This is a genomic window from Nocardioides sp. YIM 152588, from assembly GCF_040191335.1.
Classification (GTDB): Bacteria; Actinomycetota; Actinomycetes; order Propionibacteriales; family Nocardioidaceae; genus Nocardioides.
In genome coordinates, this window is record NZ_JBEGDJ010000002.1 from 190,217 (window position 1) to 209,975 (window position 19,759).

A 19,759-nucleotide genomic window follows, 5' to 3' on the forward strand; every position below is an offset into this window, starting at 1 on the left:
GGTGGGTCGTGTGCCTGACACCCCTCGATAGGAGGGGCTCAGGCACACGACCCGCACCGGCGGATCGTCAGTTGCCGTGGATGGCGGGGCCCAGCCCGACCCACCACTGCGCGGTCTCCGGAGCGGTCGGCGTGAGGTCGCGCAGCCGGTCCTTGAAGCCCTGCAGGCCGAGGCTGAGCAGGGCCGCGCGGGCGGCCGGGCTGTCCGGAGCGGTCCGCGCGGTGTCGGAGAGCGCCTCCACGGTGCAGTCCGAGAGCGGGACCTGGGTCGCGCCGAGGGTGGCGATGGCCCGGGCGCGCAGCGGCACCCGAGCCTCGGCGCTGACCGCCTCGACGAGCCGGTCGGCGTCGGTGGTGTGGGCCATCCGGCCGAGCAGCGACCAGCACTGACCGGCGACCTGGTCGTCCGGGTGCGTCGTCAGCTCGAGCACGCCGGCGCTGACCTGGCCGGCGTACGGGCTGGCGAGGAGCACCTGCGTGGCGGTGTGGCGTCGCTCGCGCTGGCTGTGGAAGAGGGCGAACCGGATCAGGGTGCGCAGCATCCGGTCGGGCTCGTGCGGCGCGCGCCCGGCCGCCTCCTCGAGCTGGCGGGCGACGTGCTCGCTGACGCCGCGGGCGAGGTCGGGGTCGACCAGCTCCGCGTTCTCGCGGACCCGGGTCAGCGCGAGCCGGGTCGACCGGCTCTGCACCACCGAGCAGACCCGCGAGAAGGCGGCGTCGGGCAGGTACGAGGCGAGCTCGAGGATGGCGACGCGCGGCCGGTCGCCGGCCCGCTGCAGGCTGTAGCCGACGTGCGCCTCGACCTCGGGCGCGTCGGGGGGCAGGTGCCCCGAGGTGACGAGCCGGGCGGTCAGGATCTCGGCGGCGCCGCGCAGGCTGTCGCTCGGTGAGGCGAGCAGGCGCTGGACGAGCTTGCGGACCCCGTCGTCGGGGTCCTCGGCGAGCAGCAGGAGCGCCAGGGTGACCAGCTGGGCACCGGGCTCGAGGACGATCCGGCCCACGCCACGGCTCATGTGCGGCCGCGCGGCGCGGTGCTGGATCAGGGCGGCGGCCGCCTCGTACCGGCGGGCGGCGGCCAGGCCACGGGCCCGGACGAGCTCGCCGAGCAGCCGGTCGGCGAGCAGCTGCCAGGTCGCCTCCGGCAGGTAGATGTGCTCGTAGGTGGTGATGCAGTCGGCCAGGTCGAGCCACTCCGAGCCGGTCATCCGGTCCTCGGCGACGTGGGTCAGCAGCGCGTCGATCGAGCGCTCGCTGACCGGCGACCAGCCGCGGGCGGAGACCTCGCGGAGGTGGCCCAGCCGGACCAGCCGGCGGCGCGCCGTGTCGAGCGTGTGGGGCTCGACGCCCGAGACCGTCTCGTAGGCGCGGACCAGCCGGGGGGAGAGGGGCTCGAGGCCCGACTCCCACCGCGAGATCCGGCTCGAGTCGGCCCGTACGCCGAGATCCCGCAGCCCCTCCGCGAACGTGGACCGGTTGGCGCCGGTCCGCTCGCAGGCATCCAGGCGGGTGACCGCCATCAGCCACGCGAGCCGCTTGTTCCCATCGATCGCGGCGCTGGTGGCCGCGCTGTTGTCGAACGGCAGTCGCTGCGGGCGCCCCCGGCGCCGCGCCACCGCTGCCGAAACGGCAGTGTTCCCCACTTAGTCCCCGTATCCCGAAATCTCGACCACGCCCCCCGGCGTGCCCACGTCCCCCACGGACGTGACGCTGATCACTTGAAGGTCGGAGAAGTAGGCGACATCGGCGTCGTTTACTCCCCCGCCACAGACCTTTTCGTCATCGGCGCGGGCCTATTGAAACAAATCCCCAACTTGGGTGATGAGATTTCTGAGGTTCTTTACCTTTTCGTGAAACAAACGAGGCCGGTCGTGACATGGGACGGAACGCTGCTCGCCGTGCCATCTCTCGAAGAGGCGCATGCCTCATCGAGAGGCTCTCAGGGGTTCGGGGTCACTTCCGTGCCCTCGAACAGAATCCGAAAGGGACAAACACGCATGACCAGCAGCGGCATCATCAAGCGCGGCCTGGCGACCTCCGCCGTCGCCGCGCTTGCGATCACGGGGCTCGCCACCGGCGCGTCCGCCAACTCCGTCACGGCCCAGCAGGGTGGCGACGACGTCGTCACGCTGTTCTCGCAGTCGACCGGTGAGACCTCGATCCGCAACGACGGCGTGGACACCAAGGTCCGCCTCGCCGCCGGCGCCGGCGCGAACGTCACCTCGGTGACGTTCCAGTACAACGTCGCCGACGAGTGGGTGACCATCGCGGAGGCCACGCGCAACGCGGCCGGCCTCTTCGTCTACGACTGGGACGTGCCCGGCTCGATCCTGGGCGCCTCCGGCGCCGTCCGCGCGGTCAGCACCCCCGACGTGGCGGAGAGCGCCGACTCCGGCACCGAGGTCGACTTCAACGCCGCCGGCGCACCCATCGACTCCGTCGCGCTGACCCCGGGCGCCGGCCCGTTCATGGCCCTGGGCGCCTACGCGAACCCGACGAGTGGCGAGGAGTACGTGACCGTCAGCGGTACCGCCTCCAGCGACGACGACGTCGACGTCTACGTGATCAACGGCGACGAGCAGTTCCTCGACAACGACGCCTCCGACGACTACAGCGAGGGCGACACCGGCTTCGACACCCTGACGGTCGACGGCGGCGCGTTCCGCGACGTCCTGGAGATCACCGGCTACGAGTGGGACGAGCCGTCCACGAACGAGGACCAGCTGGTCCTGGGCGCGGCGAACGACTCCGACACCGTCGAGGCCTACACGCTGTACCGGCAGGAGGTCGCCTCGGTGACCGCCACCGCCGACGTGGACACCGTCATCGCGGGTGAGACCACCGACGTCACCGTGACCGTCACCGACCAGTACGGCAAGCCGATCTACGGCGCCGACGTGGCCCTCGCGGGCTCCATCGAGGGCACCACCGACATCGACGGCATGCTCGTCATCGAGGACGTCCCCGCCGGCACCCACACGTTCTACGTCAACGCCGACGCCGACGCGGCGTTCGACGCCGAGGCCGGCGACGTCGCCGCCGCCGACCTGACGATCGCCGACTACACCCCCGAGGTCACCACGCTGGTGGCCGAGTCCGTCGAGGGCGCCGCGTTCGACATCGACGAGTTCGACGAGGGCGACATCGCGGTCTCGTTCGAGGACCAGAACGGCGACCCGATCTCCGTCACGGGCGACCTGGAGTACTACTGGGTCTGGACCCCGTTCGACGGCGACGCCGTGCGCACGCCCGAGACCGACGTCGCGACCGAGTCCCTGGTCGACGCCGACTCGGTGGCGCTCCTCCCGGCGGGCGACGGCCCCGGCACCTACGAGCTCTTCGCGGGGCTCAGCGGCGACACCCCCGTCGCGTCGAGCCAGCTGCTCTCCGTCGTGATCGGTGAGGCTGAGATCGCCCTCGAGCAGGAGTCCTACGTCGCCGCGTCGGGTGGCACCGTCACCGTCGCCGGTACCGTCCTCCTCGAGGACGGCACCCCGCTGGCCGACCGTGCCCTCACCGTCGACTACTACGCCGGCGACGACGCCGACGTCGCGGCCACGGAGGTCACCACCGACGCCGACGGCAAGTTCTCCGTCGACGTCGTTGACCCGAGCACCGACGGCGAGGCCGAGGTCGACGGCGAGATCGACGTCTACAGCGAGCACCTGATGGCTGGTGACTCCGCGTCCGTCGAGTTCACCTCGGACATCCTCCCGACCGGCTCCGAGATCGAGTTCGACAGCTCCGGTTCCGCGTACAACCCGGGCGAGGCGAAGTGGAACGGGTTCTACCTGCTCGACAACGAGGGGGAGCCGCTGCCCGGCCGCGTGCTGCACCTGACCGTCGACTCCGGCTTCTTCACCGACGGTGACTCCGCCGAGCCGGCCGCGGGCGCCTACACCTCCGGCGTCCTCAACGACCTCGGTACCGAGATGACCGTCATCACCGACGGGGACGGCTACGTCGACTTCGCGACGTCCATCGGCCGCGACGAGGGCTTCGACGACGACGCCATGCACACCGCCACGGTCACCGCGACGATCGGCGACCTCTCGGTCACCGACGACATCGAGTGGGACACCTACGGCGCAGAGAACGTCTCCGAGATCTCGGTCGAGCGGGTCGCCGGCCAGGGTCCCGCCGCCCCGGGTGACGCCGTCGCCTACGACGTGTTCGCCAAGGACCAGTTCGGCAACCCCGTCGTCGGCGTTCCCGTCCAGGTGATCAAGAACGAGATCACCACCGACCTGATCCCCGGCGGCTACATCACCGTCACGGGTTCGGAGATCGAGTCCGACCTGGACACGACCGGTGAGTTCACCGTGGCCTCGGAGCGGGCCGGCGAGTACCTCTTCGACGTCGTCCACACCGGTGACGACGCCGAGATGTACGTCGTCGACGGCGAGAGCCTCGACACCGAGTACGTCTCCGCCGACACCGAGTTCGTCGAGGAGTGGTACGTCGCCGAGGCGACCGACTTCGAGCTCGCTGCCCCGGAGAGCGTCGACATCGAGGACGTCGCCATCGTCACGGCGACGGTCGTGGACCAGAAGGGCGCCGTGCTCGAGGGTGCCGAGGTCGTCTTCGCCCGCCAGGGTGCGGCCAACTTCACCGCCACCACCGACGCCAACGGCGTCGCGTCGTACGCCTTCACGTCGGACGAGGCCGGTGTCCAGAAGGTCACCGCGATCCTCGGCACCATGACCAAGAGCGTCTCGATCACCTTCACGAAGGAGAGCGACCCGCTGAAGGCCCGCATCGCGCTGGCGAACAAGGCCAAGAAGGACCAGCTCACGGTCAAGGCTTCCGAGGGCGGCGTGAAGGTGCGCTTCTTCAAGAAGACCAAGAGCGGCCAGGAGTTCCTCGGCAGCGACTTCGCTGACGCCAGCGGTGTCGCCCAGCTCAAGGTGAAGGACGCCAACGGCAAGAAGTTCACGAAGTACTTCGCGAAGGTCTCCAGCCTCACGGAGAAGGTCACCACCGCGACCAAGCGGATCCGCTGACCCAGGCGGTCGGCTGAGGTCCCGCTGAGGGGCCGCCCCGGGCGCTGAGCCCGGGGCGGCCCTGCGGTGGACACAGGCGCGGTCCGGACCAAATTCTTCCCGTCGCTGCGAGTATTCGGTCCGGACCGCTTGGCCGCTATCCAAGCATGACCCACCTGCCCGTCCGGGCAGGTGGGGGTGGTAAGCAGCGGATCCGGAGGCTGACCCGGGGGCAATGCCCTCGGGTCACTTGCCTTTTTCGGGGGCCGCGCGGAGGTGGTTTCGAGGCTCGGCGCCGGGGCGCCTCGCACCTCAACCCAAGGGTTTCGAGGCTCGGCGCCGGGGCGCCTCGCACCTCAACCACCGGTGGGCTCGCTTCGCTCGCACCTCAACCACCGGTGGGCTCGCTTCGCTCGCACCTCAACCACCGGTGGAGCATCAGCGGCCGGTGGTGCGGCTTCCCAGCAGCGCGGCCATGGCGGCGGAGCCGAGCAGCTTCTCCTGCTCGACGGACTCGGCGAGCAGCAGGGTCGCCGGGTCGGCGTACTCGTCGACCGTGAGGCCGAGCAGGCGCTTGGCGGCGCGGGTGGTCTCCGGGTGCTGGGCGGCCATGTGCCGGGCCAGGTCCATCGCCTCGGTGTGCGGGTCGTCGGCGACGCGGGTGGCCAGGCCGATCGACGCGGCCTCGGTGCCGCTCACCTCCCGAGCGGTATAGACCAGTTCGCGGAGTACGTCCGCCCGGACCAGGCCACGGAGCAGCGGGAACCCGGCCATGTCCGGCACCAGCGCCCAGCGGGCCTCCATCACCGCCAGCCGCGCGTCGGGACGGGCGATCCGCAGGTCCGCGCCGAGCGCGATCTGGAGGCCGCCGCCGAAGCAGACGCCCTCGATGGCCGCGATCACCGGCACGGGCAGCGCCCGCCATCCCCAGGCGACCTGTTGGAAGGCGTTGGCGGGGCCGTGCGTCCGCGCCTGAAGCCCCTGGTCAGCGGGCCCGCCGGCGAGGAGCGAGAGGTCGATGCCGGCCGAGAACGCCCCGCCGGCCCCTGAGAGCACGACCGCGCGCACGTCGTCGCGGGCACCCAGGTCCTCGATCGTCGAGAGAATGGCCTCGAACATCGCGGTGTCCAGGGCGTTGCGCTTGGCTGAACGGTTCAGGACGACGTCGGCCACGCCGTCGGTTACGTTCACCAGCACGCGGACGTCGGTCTCGCTCATGTACATGCCTCCAGGATTTCTGTGACAGCGTGTCGCATGTCACCTATTGTGACGTGTAACACGTTCTAGGATCGCATGCGCATCGAGCGGCGGGGGGCCGTTCGACATGGGGGGAGCACCGTCGTGGTGGGGTGGGACGAACGGCTCGGCCGGATGGTCCAGGCGCGGGAGAGATCCGCGCCGGTCGCCGGCGCGCGCAGCGAGCGAGCGGCGTCGTACGTCGTGCGCAACGCCCAGCGCGTCGTCCTGGCCTGGCTCGCGCTCGCCGTCGTGCTCAACATCCTCATTCCCCAGATCGAGTCGATCGCCGGCCAGGACGCCTCGCCGATGGTGCCACCCGACGCTCCCTCGCTGGTCGCCGCGGCGCAGATGGACCAGGCGTTCGGCAACGGCCGCAGCGAGAGCCCGCTGGTCATCGCGGTGGAGCGGCCGGGCGGCCTGCGCGTGGAGGACCAGCAGTACCTGGTCAAGCTCGCCCAGCAGCTGCGCCGCGACTCGGCCGACATCGCCTTCGTCCAGGACATCGCCGACGCCGACCTGCGCGACGCGCTGACCAGCGAGGACGGTGAGGCCCGGTACCTGCTGGTCGGGATCACCGGACCGACCGGCGCGCCCGCCTCGATCACCCAGGTGGAGGAGGTCCGCGAGCGCGCCGCCGGCCTGAAGCCGGCCGGCCTCACCGTCGCGGTGACCGGCCCGACGGCCACCGTCGCCGACCTCGCCACCGCCACCGAGGGCAGCGTCCTGCCGATCACCCTGATCACGGTCGTCCTCATCGCCCTGATCCTGCTGGCGATCTACCGCTCCTTCGTCACCGCCGGGCTGATCCTCGGCGTCGTGGGGATCGGCCTGGCGGTCTCCCGGTCCGTCGTGGCGGCCTGCGGGCTCTCCGACGTCTTCGCCGTCTCCACCTTCGCCAGCACCTTCCTCACCGCCATCGTGCTCGGCGCCGGCACCGACTACGCCGTCTTCCTGGTCAGCCGCTACCACGAGCAGCGGCGCCTCGGCGTCCCCCCGGAGCGCGCCGCGATCAACGCGGCCGGCCGGATCGCCAGCGTGATCGCCGGCTCCGCGCTGACCGTCATGCTCGCCACGATGGTGATGGCGCTGGCCGCGCTCGGGTTCTTCTCCACCACCGGTCCCGCCCTCGCGGTCGCCGTCGCCGTCAACCTCGCGGTCGCGCTCACCCTCACCCCCGCGCTGCTGGCGCTCGCCGGCAAGCGGGGCCTGGTCGAGCCGCGACCCCCGGGCGCCGGCGGCGCGATGTGGACCAGGGTCGCCGCGGTGGTCACCGCCCGGCCGGACCGGATGCTCGCGCTGTCGCTGGTCCCCCTCGTCGCGCTCGCCTGCTTCTACCCGCTGGTCGACCTCTCCTACAACGGTCGCCGGACGCAGCCGGACACCACGCAGAGCAACGTCGGCTACGACCTGCTGGCGCGGCACTACCCGATCAACGAGGTCCTCCCGGACTACCTGCTGGTGCACGCCGACCACGACCTGCGCAACGCCAAGGACCTCGCGCTGCTCGAGCGCGCCGCGTCGGAGATCTCCCGCAAGGACGGGATCGACATGGTCCGGGGCATCACCCGGCCGCTCGGCAAGCCGATCAAGCAGGCCTCGATCGGCTACCAGAACAAGCAGATCGGCGAGAAGCTGCAGACCGCGACCGAGGAGGTGCTCGCCGGGTCCGACGACGCCGACCAGCTCTCTGAAGGCGCCGGCCGCCTCTCGGACGGCGCCGGCCGGCTGGTCGACGGCACGCGGTCGGCCATCGACGGCGCCGACCGGCTCGCCGACGGGAGCGGCGACCTCGCCGCCGGCGTACGACGCCTCGTCGACGGCGCCGACGAGGCGCTGGCCGGCGGCGGGCGGCTGCGCTCCGGCGCGGCCGACCTCGCCGACGGGCTGGACTTCGCGGCCTCGCAGGTGCAGGTGGCGGTTGACGGGCTGGCGGCCGTGTACGACGGGATGCGGTTGTGCGGCCTGAGCATCGTCTGCCACCAGGCGCGCGAGGGCGTCCGGAAGATCTGGGTCGCCGAGCGTGATCAGCTGCTCCCGGGGCTGCGCGAGGCGGCGGCCGGCGCCCGCAAGCTGGCCAACGGCGCCGGCGACCTGCAGGCGGGCATGCGCCAGCTGCAGTCCGGCCTGCGGCAGGTCCGGGCCGGCGCCGACGAGCTCGAGGCGGGCCAGCGGACCTTCGCGAACAAGCTCGACAAGCTGGCCGACGGCGCGGGCAAGCTCGCCACCGGAGCCGGCGACCTGGAGAGCAGCACCCAGGAGGTCACCACCACGCTGCCCGACCTCGAGCAGGGGATGAACGATGCCGTCGACCACCTGACCAGGACCGGGACCTTCGCGAAGGACCCCAGCATCGGCGGCTTCTACCTGCCTCCGGCGGCCCTGAAGAACAAGCGGTTCGCGGCGGCCCGGGGCCTCTTCCTCTCCGAGGACGGGCGGACCGCTCGGTACGTCGTCCTCGGCAGCACCGACGCCTTCGAGTCCGCCGCCTCCGCCCGGATCCCCGTGATCCGGGACAGCGTCGTCGAGTCGCTCTCTGACACCCGCCTGGCGAGCGCCGACGTCTCGATGGCGGGCATGGCCGCCACCAACGCGGACCTCGCCGACTACGCCGGCCGCGACATGCGGCTGATCGGCACCGGCGCGCTGATCGCCGTCTTCCTGGTGCTGCTGGTGCTGCTGCGCGGCCTGGTCGCCGCGGTGCTGCTGATGAGCACCGTCGTCCTCTCCTTCGCCGCCGCCATGGGAGCGTCGGTGCTGATCTGGCAGGTCTTCCTCGGCCAGCAGCTGAGCTGGACGGTGACCGCGGTGTCGTTCGTGGTGCTGGTCGCCGTCGGCGCCGACTACAACCTGCTGCTCACCAAGCGGATCCACGAGGAGGCGCCGGACGGCTCGCGTGCCGGCATCGCGCGGGCCACCGCGATGACCGGCGGCGTGATCACCTCGGCCGGAGTGATCTTCGCGGCGAGCATGTTCGCGCTGATGGCCGGCTCGGTGCTGACCATGGTGCAGGTCGGGCTGGCGATCGGGATCGGGCTGCTGCTCGACACCTTCGTGGTGCGCTCGCTGCTGGTGCCCTCGATCGCCACCATCCTCGGCCCCAAGCTGTGGTGGCCGATGCGGGCGCCGGCGCCCGCGGCGGCCGGGAGCTCCTGAGGCGGCTCCGGGTCGGGGCGGGGCGGCGGGTCGGGTGCGGGCCAGGGGGCGTGTCGTGTGCCTGAGGCATCGGGGTGGCGGGGTGTGGGGCACACGAGCGCTGCCCGGGTCGGGTCGGCCAGGGGTGGGTCGTGTGCCTGAGGCATCGGGGTGGCGGGGTGTGGGGCACACGAGCGCTGCCCGGGTCGGGTCGTGTGCCTGAGGCATCGGTATAGCGGGGTCTGGGGCACACGACCCCGCTCCGATCAGGATCAGCCCAGCGCGCGGTACGCCAGGCTCCCCGGCACCCGCTGCCACACCCCGGCGCCGCCGACCGCGTCCCGGGGGATCTCGCGCTTGAGCACCTTGTTGGTCGGCGTCCGTGGCAGCGCGTCGACCACGCGGACCACCGCGGGCACCCACTTCGTGCCCAGGTCGGGCTGGGCCTCGAGGAACCGCGCGAAGCAGTCGGGGTCGAAGGCGGTCCCCGGCCGCGCCTCCGCGACGGCGCAGACGCGGTCGCCCACCACCGGGTCCGGGATCGCCACCACGGCGACCGCCGCGAACCCGTCGAAGCGGACCAGCAGCCGCTCGATCGGCGCGGTGGCGAGGTTCTCACCGTCCACCCGCAGCCAGTCGCCCGAGCGCCCGGCGAAGTAGAAGTACCCCGCCGCGTCGCGGTAGGCGAGGTCGCCGCTCCACGACCAGCCGTGGCGCAGCCGCGCTGCCTGGGCCTCGGGGTTGTTCCAGTAGCCCTCGAAGAGCGCGGCGCCGTCCCGGTGGACGATCTCGCCGATCGCCTCGTCGCCGTTGAGCAGCCGCCCGCGCTCGTCGAACTCCGCCGGCGGGCACTCGGTGAGCGTCTCCGGGTCCATCACCACGGTCGCCGGCGTCGGCGCGAGCCCGAGCGACCCGGGTGGGGTCTCCGCGGTCCGGATGATCTGGATCTCGCCCTCGCTGGAGCCGAACGAGTCGATCACCCGGCAGCCGAACCGCCGGCCGAAGGCCGCGATGTCGCCCTCCGCCGCCTCGTTGCCGAACGCGATCCGCAGCGGGTTGTCCGCGTCGTCCGCGCGCTCCGGCGTGGCCAGGACGTACGCCAGCGGCTTGCCGACGTAGTTGAAGAAGGTCACGCCGTAGCGCCGCACGTCCGCCAGCCACGCCGAGGCCGAGAACCGGCGGCGCAGCACGATCGTGCCGCCCACCGCGACGGCCGGGGCGATCCCCGCCATCAGCGCGTTGGAGTGGAACATCGGCATCACCACGTAGAAGACGTCGGCGGCGGTGAGGTCGCGCCGCTCGGCCTGCTGCGCGGCGATCCGGCCCATCCGCGCCTGCGTGCAGATGACGGCCTTCGGCGCGGAGGTGGTGCCGCTGGTGAAGACCAGCGAGAACGGCGTCGCCGGGTCGACCTCGGCGGCCCTGGCCGAGGCGACGTCGAGCGGGTCCGTCGCGGCCAGCCGGGCGCCGTACGACGGCTCGTCGACGTACAGGGTCCGCTCGGCGGCCACGGGCGTGGTGAGGCCCTGCAGCAGCGCGCGGCGGCCGTCGTCGACGACGAGCACCTGGCACTCGGTGAAGGTGATGTCACGGGCCAGGTCGGGGCCCCGCCGGGTCGGGTTGATGCCGACCCCGGTGGCGCCGGCGAGGGAGCAGGCCACCCACCAGAACAGGTGCTCGGCGGTGTTCTCCAGGGCGAGGCCGACGTGCCAGGGACCCGGGGGCGCTGCGGCGACCTGGGCGCGGAGGTCGCGCAGCAGGCCCGCGCGGCGCCGCCCCTCGGCGATCACCTCCGCCCAGGTCCAGGAGCGCTCCTCGAACCAGAGCGCGGTGGCGTCGTCCCCGGCACGGGCCGCGAGCAGCGCGGCGAAGGTGGGAGCGGTCACCCGCCCATCCTGCCGCCGGTACGGCGGCCGGGTCGGTGGATCCCGGTGAGCGGGTCAGCGCTCGGGCTGGGGCTCCTCGGCGGCGGGCTCCTCCGCCACGATCTCCTCCGCGCCGATCTCGTCCGCCACGATCTCGTCCGCGACGATCTCCTCCGCGCCGGGCTCCTCGATGTGGGTCTCGGCGAGCAGGTACTGGGCGAGCCGCCCGTCGGCGTGCCGCTCCGCGTGCACCGGGTCGGGGATCATCCGGCCCTCGGCGGTGTCCCAGAACCGGTCGACGCGGACCGCGACACCGCGGGCCACCTTCCCCGTCGCGCCACGGTGCGGGATGTAGGGGTGCGGGCGGGTCGGCGCCTTCAGCTCGCTGCGGTACAGCCGCTCGGCGAGCTCGTTGCGGTGCTCGTCGTGGGGGAGGGCGGCGACGAGGTCCTCCTCGAGGACCATGTACTCCTCGAACGCCTCGTCCACCTCGGCCCAGACGGCCCGCCACGGCCGCTTCACGTCGTACGTGGAGCCGTAGAGCTTGGCCTTGGTGTGCGCCAGGGCCTCCTCCAGGTGCTTGCTGGCGGCGGTGAACGCCTTGGCCTGAGCCTTGCCGTCGGCGAGGTGCGCGGCGAACTCGGGTACGAGCACTGCGTTGGCGGCGGCGACGTGCCGACTGGTGCTGGCCAGGAACCGGTCGGTGGCCGGGAAGCGGTCGCGCGGACGGTCCTTGGTGGGCATGCTCGCCTGGGCGTGGGCGAGCCGTGAGGCGAGCACCTCGTGCGTCATCTGGATGGTGGTCCCGAGCTGGTCACGCATCTTCCTGTCCGTTCTCTCGTGCCCCGGTCCTTCCATGGTGCGCCGGTCCAGACCACTAGACAAGGGACGCAAGACCCGGGCGCGCGGGGCCGACCGGGCGGCGTACCGGTCGAAAAATGCGCGAACCGGCAGAAACTGACGGTCAGTCTCTGCCGGCTCGCGGACGCTGCTGGCTCAGGCCTGCGGGAAGGTCGGGTACTCGACGCCCGAGATGTACTGCACGGTTCGGACCACCTGGCAGGAGTAGCCGAACTCGTTGTCGTACCAGACGTAGAGGATCGCGCTGTCGCCGTCGACGATCGAGGCGTTGCCGTCGATGATCGAGGCGGCCCGCGAGCCGATGAAGTCGCTGGAGACCGCGTCGCTGGCCACCGTGTAGTCCAGCTGGCGGCGCAGCTCGCCGGTCAGCGAGACATCGCGCAGGTGCTCGTTGACCTCCTCGCGGGTCGTCTCCCGCTTCAGCTGGAGCGAGAGGATCGCGATCGACACGTCCGGGGTGGGGACGCGGATCGAGTTGCCGGTGATCTTCGCCTTCAGGTCCGGCAGCGCCTTGGCGACGGCGGAGGCGGCGCCGGTCTCGGTCAGCACCAGGTTCAGCGGGGCCGAGCGGCCGCGGCGGTCGGCCTTGTGGTGGTTGTCGAGCAGGTTCTGGTCGTTGGTGAACGAGTGCACCGTCTCCACGTGGCCGCGGACGATGCCGAACTCGTCCTCCATCGCCTTCAGCGGCGGGACGATCGCGTTGGTGGTGCAGGACGCGCAGGAGAGCACGTTCTCGGACGGGTCCACGCCCTCGTGGTTGACGCCGTGCACGATGTTCGGCACGTCGCCCTTGCCCGGCGCGGTGAGCAGCACCTTGGCGATGCCGGGGCGCAGGTGCTTCGAGAGGCCCTCGCGGTCGCGCCACTTGCCGGTGTTGTCGATCAGGATCGCGTCGTTGATCCCGTACGCCGAGTAGTCCACCGTCGACGGGTCGTCGCTGTAGATGAACTTGATCGCGTTGCCGTTGGCGATGACGAGGTCGTTCTCCTCGTCCACGGTGATGGTGCCGTTGAACTGGCCGTGCACCGAGTCGCGGCGCAGCATCGAGGCGCGCTTGGCCAGGTCGCCCTCGCCGCCCTTGCGGACCACGACCGCGCGCAGGCGCAGGCCGTTGCCGGAGCCGGCCTTCTCGACCAGGAGGCGCGCCACGAGGCGGCCGATGCGGCCGAAGCCGTACAGCACGACGTCCTGCGGGCCGGCGGCCTCGCGCTTGTTCTCGCCGGTCGCGCCGGCCAGGGCCTCGGCGGTGAACTCGGCGACGCCCAGGCCGCGGGTGTCGGCCTCGTAGGCGGCGAGCAGCAGCGCGAGGTCGATCTTCGCGGCGCCGATGTCGAGGCCGGCGATCGCCTCGAGGAAGGGGAACGTGTCGACGACGGAGAGCTCCTCGCCGCCGATCATCCGGGCGAACCGGTGCGTCTTGAGGATGCTGATGACCGACTTGTTCACCAGCGAGCGGCTGTGCAGGAGGATCGTGACGTCCTTCTCGCGGTGCAGCTTCCCGATGATCGGGATCATCGCCTCCGCGATCTCCTCGCGGCTCTTCCAGCGGGTGAACAGGTCTTCAGTGACGCTCACGGACTTCCCCTAGGGACGACGACAAACCGGAGCGATGCTAGGTGCAGGTGCCCGGGCGCCCTATCTCGCGGGGGCGACTTGGACCGTTCCAACCCGCCGCTGTGACCGGAATCTCACTGCGACGCGCCGGACGACGCCTCCGCCCGCGCCGCGCGCATGATCTGCTCCAGCCCCCACGTCAGGTGGGCCCGGTCGTGCTCCGCGGCCATCAGCTCGTACCCGATCAGGGTGCTCATCGCCCAGACCGCGAACGCCTCGGCCCGGGCGGGCCCGACCAGTGCGGCGACGGCGTCGTGGACGACCCGGTACCGCGCCTCGTCCACCTGCTGCTGCACCGCCCCGACCCGGTCGTCGACGCCGGCCCAGACCCGGATGGCGGCCTCGGTGCGGTGCTGGAGCTCGGAGCCGGCCGCGGCCAGGTGGCGCAGCCGTTGGGCGGGGTCCTTGTGGGACCGGGCCAGGGCGATCGTCTGCTGGGTCCGCTCCCGCAGCCAGGTGGCCAACAGGCTGTCGGTGAACTCCTGCCAGTTCTCGAAGGAGTGGTAGAAGGCGCCGGTCGTGACCCCCAGGCGGCGGCACAGCGGGGCGAGCTTGAGCCCGCCGTACCCGTCCGTCGCCAGGATCTCGTTGGCCGCCTCGAACCACACCGCCCGCAGCGCCTCGTTGCGCTTCGTCCGTCCCATCGCGGTTTCCCTCCCGCTCGCGTTGCCCCCGAGGGCCGTCATGCTAGGGCGCCCGAGCGCCGACGATGGGTGAGAAAGGTGCGGAAGTCACCACGTGGCGCACCCTAGGATCGTCACGTGGTCGAGACCGAGTGGCTCAATGACGACCAGCAGCGCGCCTGGCGCTCCTGGCTGGACGCCAATGCCCAGCTCACGGTCGCGCTGCACCGCGGGCTGCAGGCGAGCAGCGGGCTCTCGCTCGCCGACTACGACATCCTGGTCGCGCTGACCGACGTCCCGGAGCGCTCGCTGCGGATGTACGAGATCGGCGACCGCCTCCAGTGGGAGAAGAGCCGGGTCTCCAAGCAGGTCGCCCGGATGGCCGCCCGCGGCCTGGTACGGCGGCGCGAGTGCGTCGACGACCGGCGCGGCGCGTTCGTGGACCTGACCGACGAGGGCCAGGCGGCGATCGAGGCCGCCGCGCCCGACCACGTCGACCTGGTGCGCTCCGCGGTCTTCGCCGGGCTGAGCGCGGAGCAGGTGGCGACGCTGGCCGAGGTCACCGACGCGATCCTGCAGCGGCTGGCCGAGATCGAGGGCGGCGACGCCGAGGGCGGGCGCCGCGCCGCCAGCTAGTCGCCCCTGCCCGCGCCGAGGGGTCGGCGAGCGCTGGTCGGTGTGCGGCCCCGTGGGTCGGGTCGTGTGCCTGAGGACCCGCCTGGGCGATGCCTCAGGCACACGACCCGACCCACGTGGGGGTAGCCACCCGCGAGACCGGGGTCGTGTGCCCGACACCCGCCCATGGGCCGGTCTCAGGCACACGACGCGCCCCGGCGCGGCACCGGCGCGGCACGAGCGCGCCGCGGCCGATCAGCCCAGGATGTCCTGCACCGCGAGCGACGCGAACGCCATCGCCGCGCCGAGCGGGGCGCCCGGGCCCGGGTAGGCGGAGCCGAAGACGGACGCGGTGGAGTTGCTGGCGGCGTACAGGCCCGGGATCGGGGCGCCGGAGGCGTCGAGCACCCGCGCGGCGGCGTCGGTGACCAGGCCGCCCTTGGTGCCGAGGTCGGAGAGCACGAACCGGGCGGCGTAGAACGGCGGTGCCGCGAGCGGGACCAGTGCCTTGTTGGGGCTGCCGCCGCCGGCGAAGAAGGTGTCGTACTCGTCCGCGCCGCGGCCGAAGTCCTCGTCCACCCCGGTGGCGCAGAAGCCGTTGAACCGCTCCACCGTCTCCGCGAGCGCCACGGCGTCCAGGCCGGTCGCCTCGGCGAGGCCGTCGAGCGTGTCGGCGCGCACCCAGGTGCCGGCGGCGAGGTGCTCGGCCGGGTCGCCCTCGGGCATCGCGATCGCGGGCAGCCGACCGCCCTCCGCGCTGTCGAAGAGGAACCACGACGGCACCCGCTCCGGCGCGGCGGCCATCGCCCGGCCGAACCGGTCGTAGGGGAGGCACTCGTTCGCGTAGCGGCGGCCCGTGGCGTCGACCATCAGCCCGCTGCGGAAGCCGAGCGTGAACGTGCCCGAGCCGTCCGGCTGCTGCAGCCCGGGGCAGAACCAGCCCTCGCCGGAGAAGTCGGTGGCGGCGCCGACCGCGGCCGCCGCGTCGATCACCTCGCCGGTGTTGGTGCCCGCGGGGGCCATCGTCCAGGCGGCGCTGCCCGGGGTGCCGTGCTCCTTGCGGCGCTCCTCCGAGCCCTCGAAGCCGCCGGCCGCGACCAGGATCCCGCGCCGTGCGAGCACCTCGACCCGGCCGTCGGGACCCTTGACGAGAACGGTGTCGGCGCGGCCCTCGGGGTTCCGGCCGAAGCCCTCCACCCGGTGCCCGGTGGCGATCGTGCCGCCGTCGCGGACCAGCATCGCGGCCAGCCGCCCGATCAGCGACTGACCGCCGGAGAGCGTGGAGCGCCCCGGCAGCCCGACGCGGTCCTTGTCGACGGGCGGTCGGAGGATCGCGGTGACCGCGGGGTCGAGCTCGGCGCGCTTGATCGCCGACGGCTGGATCGAGCGGCCCATCGGGACCCGGCCGGGCGCGTCGTAGTACTCGGCGAACGGGATCCACTCGAACGCCATCAGCGGGTCCGCCTCCAGCCGGGCGACCAGCCGTGGCGCCTCCGCCAGCAGCGCCTCGACCCGGTCGGTGGCCGGGTCGTCGAGCACCGCCGCCAGGTAGGCCCGCGCACCCTCGGTCGAGTCCGGCAGGCCGGCCCGCTGCTGCACCTCGCTGCCGGGGAGCCAGCACGCGCCGCCCGAGTAGGCCGACGTGCCGCCGATCAGGCCCGTCCGCTCCAGCACCAGCGTGCTCAGCCCGGCCGCGGCCGCGAGGGCCGCCCCGGTGAGGGCGCCGCCGCCCGAGCCGACCACGACCACGTCGTACTCCCGCTGCAGCTCCGCAGCTCCCACGATCTCGCTCACGCGGGAACGATAACGTGTTCTAGTTTCGGTCGGCAGGTGTCGCTTGCGGACCGCGTCCCGGTCCTCCACGGTGAGAGGTGTGGCGGCACGGGTCGAGGTGGTCGGCGCCGGCGAGCCGGTGCTGGTGATCCAGACCGCGCTGACCGCCGACGAGCTGCTGCCGCTGGCACGGGGGATCGCGGCCCACCGGTTCGAGGTCCACCACCTCCACCGCGACGGGTACGACGGCAGCGGCTCCCGCGGGCGCGGCAGCGTGCCGGGCGACGCCGCCGACGCGGCGGCGTACCTGCGCTCGCTCGACCGGGGACCGGTCCACGTGGTCGGCGCCAGCTACAGCGCGGCCGTGGCGCTGGCGCTCGCCGCCGCCGAGCCGGCGCTGGTGCGGAGGCTGGCCGTCGTGGAGGCGCCGCCGACCGGGACCGCGGGCGCGGCCGAGTTCCGGGCGGCTGGCCGGGACCTGCAGCGCGCCGCCCGAGCGGACGGCGCGGCCGCCTTGGAGGTGTTCATGACCGGCCTCGTCGGCCCGGACTGGCGGGAGCGCCAGGAGCGGGACCTGCCGGGGTCGGTGGCCGTCATGGAGCGGGACGCGGCGACCTTCTTCGGCTCCGACGTGCCGGCACTCTCCGAGTGGCGCCTCACCGACGCGGACGCGGCCCGGGTCGCCGCACCGACGCTGTATGTCGGCGGCGCCGACACCCACCCCTGGTTCGTCGAGATGCGCGACCGCCTGGCCGCCCTGCTGCCGCTGGTCGAGGTCGCCGTCGTGGCCGACGGCGACCACCAGGTCGCGGCCGACCGCCCCGGCGAGGTCGCGGCGTTGGTCGCCGGCCACCTGCGGGCGATGTAACACGCTGTTGCGGCGTCTGGCCGGTCGTCGGCCTCGGTAGAAGCCCGTCGCATCGGGCTGGGAGCGCCGTGGACGTCCGTGAAGTGCGGCGGACAGCGTGTTACATGTCCTGCCTTACATGTCCTGCCTTACATGTCCTGCCTTACATGTCCTGCCTTACATGCCCTGCCTTACATGCCCTGCCGCGCCGCCGCGTCCGAACCGGCCGTGGGATCCTTGCTGCCCATGGGCCAGGGCCACTCGCACCGCGCCGGACGTGACCTCGACGATCGGGTACGGGTCGGCGGCCCGGCCAGGATCGCGCTACTCGCCTCGCTCGCCGTCGCACTCCTCGTCGCCGTCGTCGGGATCGTGGCCTGGTGGCCCTCCGGGGACGACGTGGTGGACCGCGGCGCGGCCCAGTTCGCCGCGCCCGGCGTCACCTTCCCGATCGGGGAGGTGACGGCCGCCGCCCGCGTCTGCGGCGACGACGAGCGCCCCGGCGAGGCGGACTGCGGCACGCTCACGGTCGACGTCGGCGAGGACGGCGAGGTGGTGGTGCCGGTGCCGCGGGAGGTGACCGAGTCGGGGCTGACCGCCGGGGACAGCGTGGAGCTGATGCGGCTGCCCGTCGAGGGCGGCGAGGCGACGTACTCCTACTTCGCCACCGACCGCGACGCCGAGCTGCTCTGGCTCGCGCTGCTCTTCCTGGTCGTCGTGGTCGCCACCGCACGGTGGCGCGGCGTCTTCGCCCTCGTCGGCCTGGCCTGCGGCGGCGCGGTCGTGTGGTGGTTCATGCTGCCGGCGCTGCTGCACGGCGCGCCCGGCATGGGGGTCGCCTTCGCCGGCTCGACCGCGATCATGTTCGTGGTCCTCTACACGACCCACGGGCTGTCGCTGCGGACCAGCACCGCCCTGGCCGGGACGCTCGTCGGCGTCGCGCTGACCGCCGGGATCGGGTGGGTCGCCATCGGCGGCACCCACCTGACCGGCATCTCGGACGAGTCCGGCGGGCTGCTGTCGACGTTCGCCGCGGACCTCGACTTCCAGTCGCTGCTGGGCTGCGCGCTCGTGATCGCCGGCCTCGGTGTGCTCAACGACGTCACCATCACCCAGGCCTCCTCGGTGTGGGAGCTGCGGGCCGCGGCGCCGCAGGCCTCGCGGATGGCGCTGTTCGCCAGCGGGATGCGGATCGGGCGCGACCACATCGCGTCCACGATCTACACGATCGTCTTCGCCTACGTCGGCACGTCGCTGCTGGTGCTGATGCTGCTGCGGGTCTACGACCGGCCGCTGATCGACCTGCTCTCCACCGAGGAGCTCGCCGAGGAGATCGTGCGCACGCTGACCACCTCGATCGGGCTGGTGCTGGCCGTGCCCATCACCACCGCGATCGCTGCCCTCATCGTCAGCGGCCCCGTCGCCGCCGAGGACGTCAGCCCCTCGGAGGAGCCCACGCCAGCTGCACCGTGACCGGCGGGCGGCCGCGGAGCGCGAGCTCGGCCCGCCCGTCCCGCCCGTCGAGCGTCAGGACCGCGGCGCCGAGGCGGGCCAGCGCCTCCGCCGCCTCCGAGCGCGGTACGGCGGCGCGCGGGTCGTTCGGCGCACGCTGGGCCAGCAGCAGGTGCAGGCCGACGTCGCGGGCATGGGGGAGCAGGGGCAGCAGCGGGCCGAGCGGACCGCCGCGGTCGCCCGCCGACCACGGGCCGTCGGCGAGCAGGTCGGCGTCGTCGACGACCACGAACACCTCCGCGCCCGACCACCAGGACCGCTCCCGCAGCTCCCGCGGCGTCACCTCGGGCCCCGGGAGCCGTCGGCGCAGGTAGGTGGCGAGGTCGGCCAGCGCCGCCGCGGCCGCCTCCGCCGACGGGGCGTGGGCGAGCAGGTGCTCCGGCGGTACCTCGCCGAGCAGGGAGCGTCGCGGGTCGACCACCAGGAGCTGGGCCCGGCCGGGCACCCGGCTCCGGACCACCTCCCGGCAACAGGCGCGCAGCAGCGCGGTCCGGCCCGAGCCGGCGGCGCCGAGCACCAGCAGGTGCGGGTTGGCGTCGGCGTCGAGCGCGGCGGGGGCCAGGTCCGGCTCCGCCAGGCCGACCAGCAGCCGGAGGTCGTCGAACCCGCCACCGACCTGGGCCGCGCCGCCGGATCTCCGGTGGCGGGGTGGTGGCGGTGCTTGCCGCCTTCGCGCTGCTGGTGACGGTCGCCGGCGTCC

At 72.9% G+C, this 19,759-nt stretch carries 13 protein-coding genes; 5 read left to right on the forward strand and 8 right to left on the reverse strand.

The genetic code is table 11. From position 1 onward, the window contains the following. Nucleotides 1–67 precede the first annotated feature (67 nt). On the reverse strand, nucleotides 68–1,612 hold the full coding sequence (locus tag ABLM29_RS02585) for a hypothetical protein (RefSeq protein WP_349712132.1): 1,545 nt from the start codon (nucleotides 1,610–1,612) through the stop codon (nucleotides 68–70). A gap of 381 nt (nucleotides 1,613–1,993) precedes the next feature. Here ABLM29_RS02585 and ABLM29_RS02590 point away from each other — a divergent pair, with 381 nt between their 5' ends. After that, the gene (locus tag ABLM29_RS02590) at nucleotides 1,994–4,999 is read left to right on the forward strand and encodes an Ig-like domain-containing protein (RefSeq protein ID WP_349712134.1); all 3,006 of its coding nucleotides are present in this window, start codon (nucleotides 1,994–1,996) and stop codon (nucleotides 4,997–4,999) included. A gap of 417 nt (nucleotides 5,000–5,416) precedes the next feature. Here the strand turns inward: ABLM29_RS02590 and ABLM29_RS02595 are convergent, their stop codons facing one another. Continuing rightward, the gene (locus ABLM29_RS02595) at nucleotides 5,417–6,196 is read right to left on the reverse strand and encodes a crotonase/enoyl-CoA hydratase family protein (protein ID WP_349712136.1); all 780 of its coding nucleotides are present in this window, start codon (nucleotides 6,194–6,196) and stop codon (nucleotides 5,417–5,419) included. A 123-nt stretch (nucleotides 6,197–6,319) separates the two neighbouring features. On the opposite strand from ABLM29_RS02595, the gene ABLM29_RS02600 reads away from it, so the two are divergent. Continuing rightward, the gene (locus tag ABLM29_RS02600; RefSeq protein ID WP_349712138.1) at nucleotides 6,320–9,370 is read left to right on the forward strand and encodes an MMPL family transporter; all 3,051 of its coding nucleotides are present in this window, start codon (nucleotides 6,320–6,322) and stop codon (nucleotides 9,368–9,370) included. A gap of 251 nt (nucleotides 9,371–9,621) precedes the next feature. On the opposite strand, the gene ABLM29_RS02605 is transcribed toward ABLM29_RS02600, so the two are convergent. The 4 genes from ABLM29_RS02605 to ABLM29_RS02620 form a co-directional block, all read right to left on the reverse strand. Further along, nucleotides 9,622–11,235, reverse strand: coding sequence for an AMP-binding protein (locus ABLM29_RS02605; protein ID WP_349712139.1), 1,614 nt, complete (start codon nucleotides 11,233–11,235; stop codon nucleotides 9,622–9,624). Nucleotides 11,236–11,289: 54 nt separating this feature from the next. Next, nucleotides 11,290–12,036 (reverse strand): hypothetical protein, encoded by a 747-nt coding sequence (locus ABLM29_RS02610; protein WP_349712141.1) that lies wholly within the window; start codon nucleotides 12,034–12,036, stop codon nucleotides 11,290–11,292. A 174-nt stretch (nucleotides 12,037–12,210) separates the two neighbouring features. Beyond that, nucleotides 12,211–13,650, reverse strand: a complete 1,440-nt coding sequence (locus ABLM29_RS02615; protein ID WP_349712143.1) for a glyceraldehyde-3-phosphate dehydrogenase — start codon at nucleotides 13,648–13,650, stop codon at nucleotides 12,211–12,213. Between the two features lie 113 nt (nucleotides 13,651–13,763). Beyond that, entirely contained in the window at nucleotides 13,764–14,333 is a 570-nt protein-coding gene (locus ABLM29_RS02620; protein ID WP_349712145.1) for a TetR/AcrR family transcriptional regulator, read from the reverse strand. A gap of 117 nt (nucleotides 14,334–14,450) precedes the next feature. On the opposite strand from ABLM29_RS02620, the gene ABLM29_RS02625 reads away from it, so the two are divergent. Continuing rightward, a complete protein-coding gene (locus ABLM29_RS02625; protein WP_349712147.1) occupies nucleotides 14,451–14,948 on the forward strand; it encodes a MarR family winged helix-turn-helix transcriptional regulator in 498 nt (165 codons plus the stop codon). 234 nt (nucleotides 14,949–15,182) lie between these two features. On the opposite strand, the gene ABLM29_RS02630 is transcribed toward ABLM29_RS02625, so the two are convergent. Further along, nucleotides 15,183–16,721: an FAD-dependent oxidoreductase gene (locus tag ABLM29_RS02630; RefSeq protein WP_349712149.1), complete on the reverse strand. Its 1,539-nt coding sequence runs from the start codon at nucleotides 16,719–16,721 to the stop codon at nucleotides 15,183–15,185. A 79-nt stretch (nucleotides 16,722–16,800) separates the two neighbouring features. On the opposite strand from ABLM29_RS02630, the gene ABLM29_RS02635 reads away from it, so the two are divergent. Beyond that, nucleotides 16,801–17,568, forward strand: coding sequence for an alpha/beta fold hydrolase (locus ABLM29_RS02635; RefSeq protein ID WP_349712151.1), 768 nt, complete (start codon nucleotides 16,801–16,803; stop codon nucleotides 17,566–17,568). Between the two features lie 225 nt (nucleotides 17,569–17,793). Beyond that, entirely contained in the window at nucleotides 17,794–19,020 is a 1,227-nt protein-coding gene (locus tag ABLM29_RS02640) for a YibE/F family protein (protein WP_349712154.1), read from the forward strand. Here the strand turns inward: ABLM29_RS02640 and ABLM29_RS02645 are convergent. Continuing rightward, nucleotides 18,983–19,759: FtsK/SpoIIIE domain-containing protein (locus ABLM29_RS02645; protein WP_349712156.1), on the reverse strand; the 777-nt coding region annotated here is incomplete at its 5' end. The two genes, ABLM29_RS02640 and ABLM29_RS02645, sit on opposite strands and share 38 nt — an antisense overlap.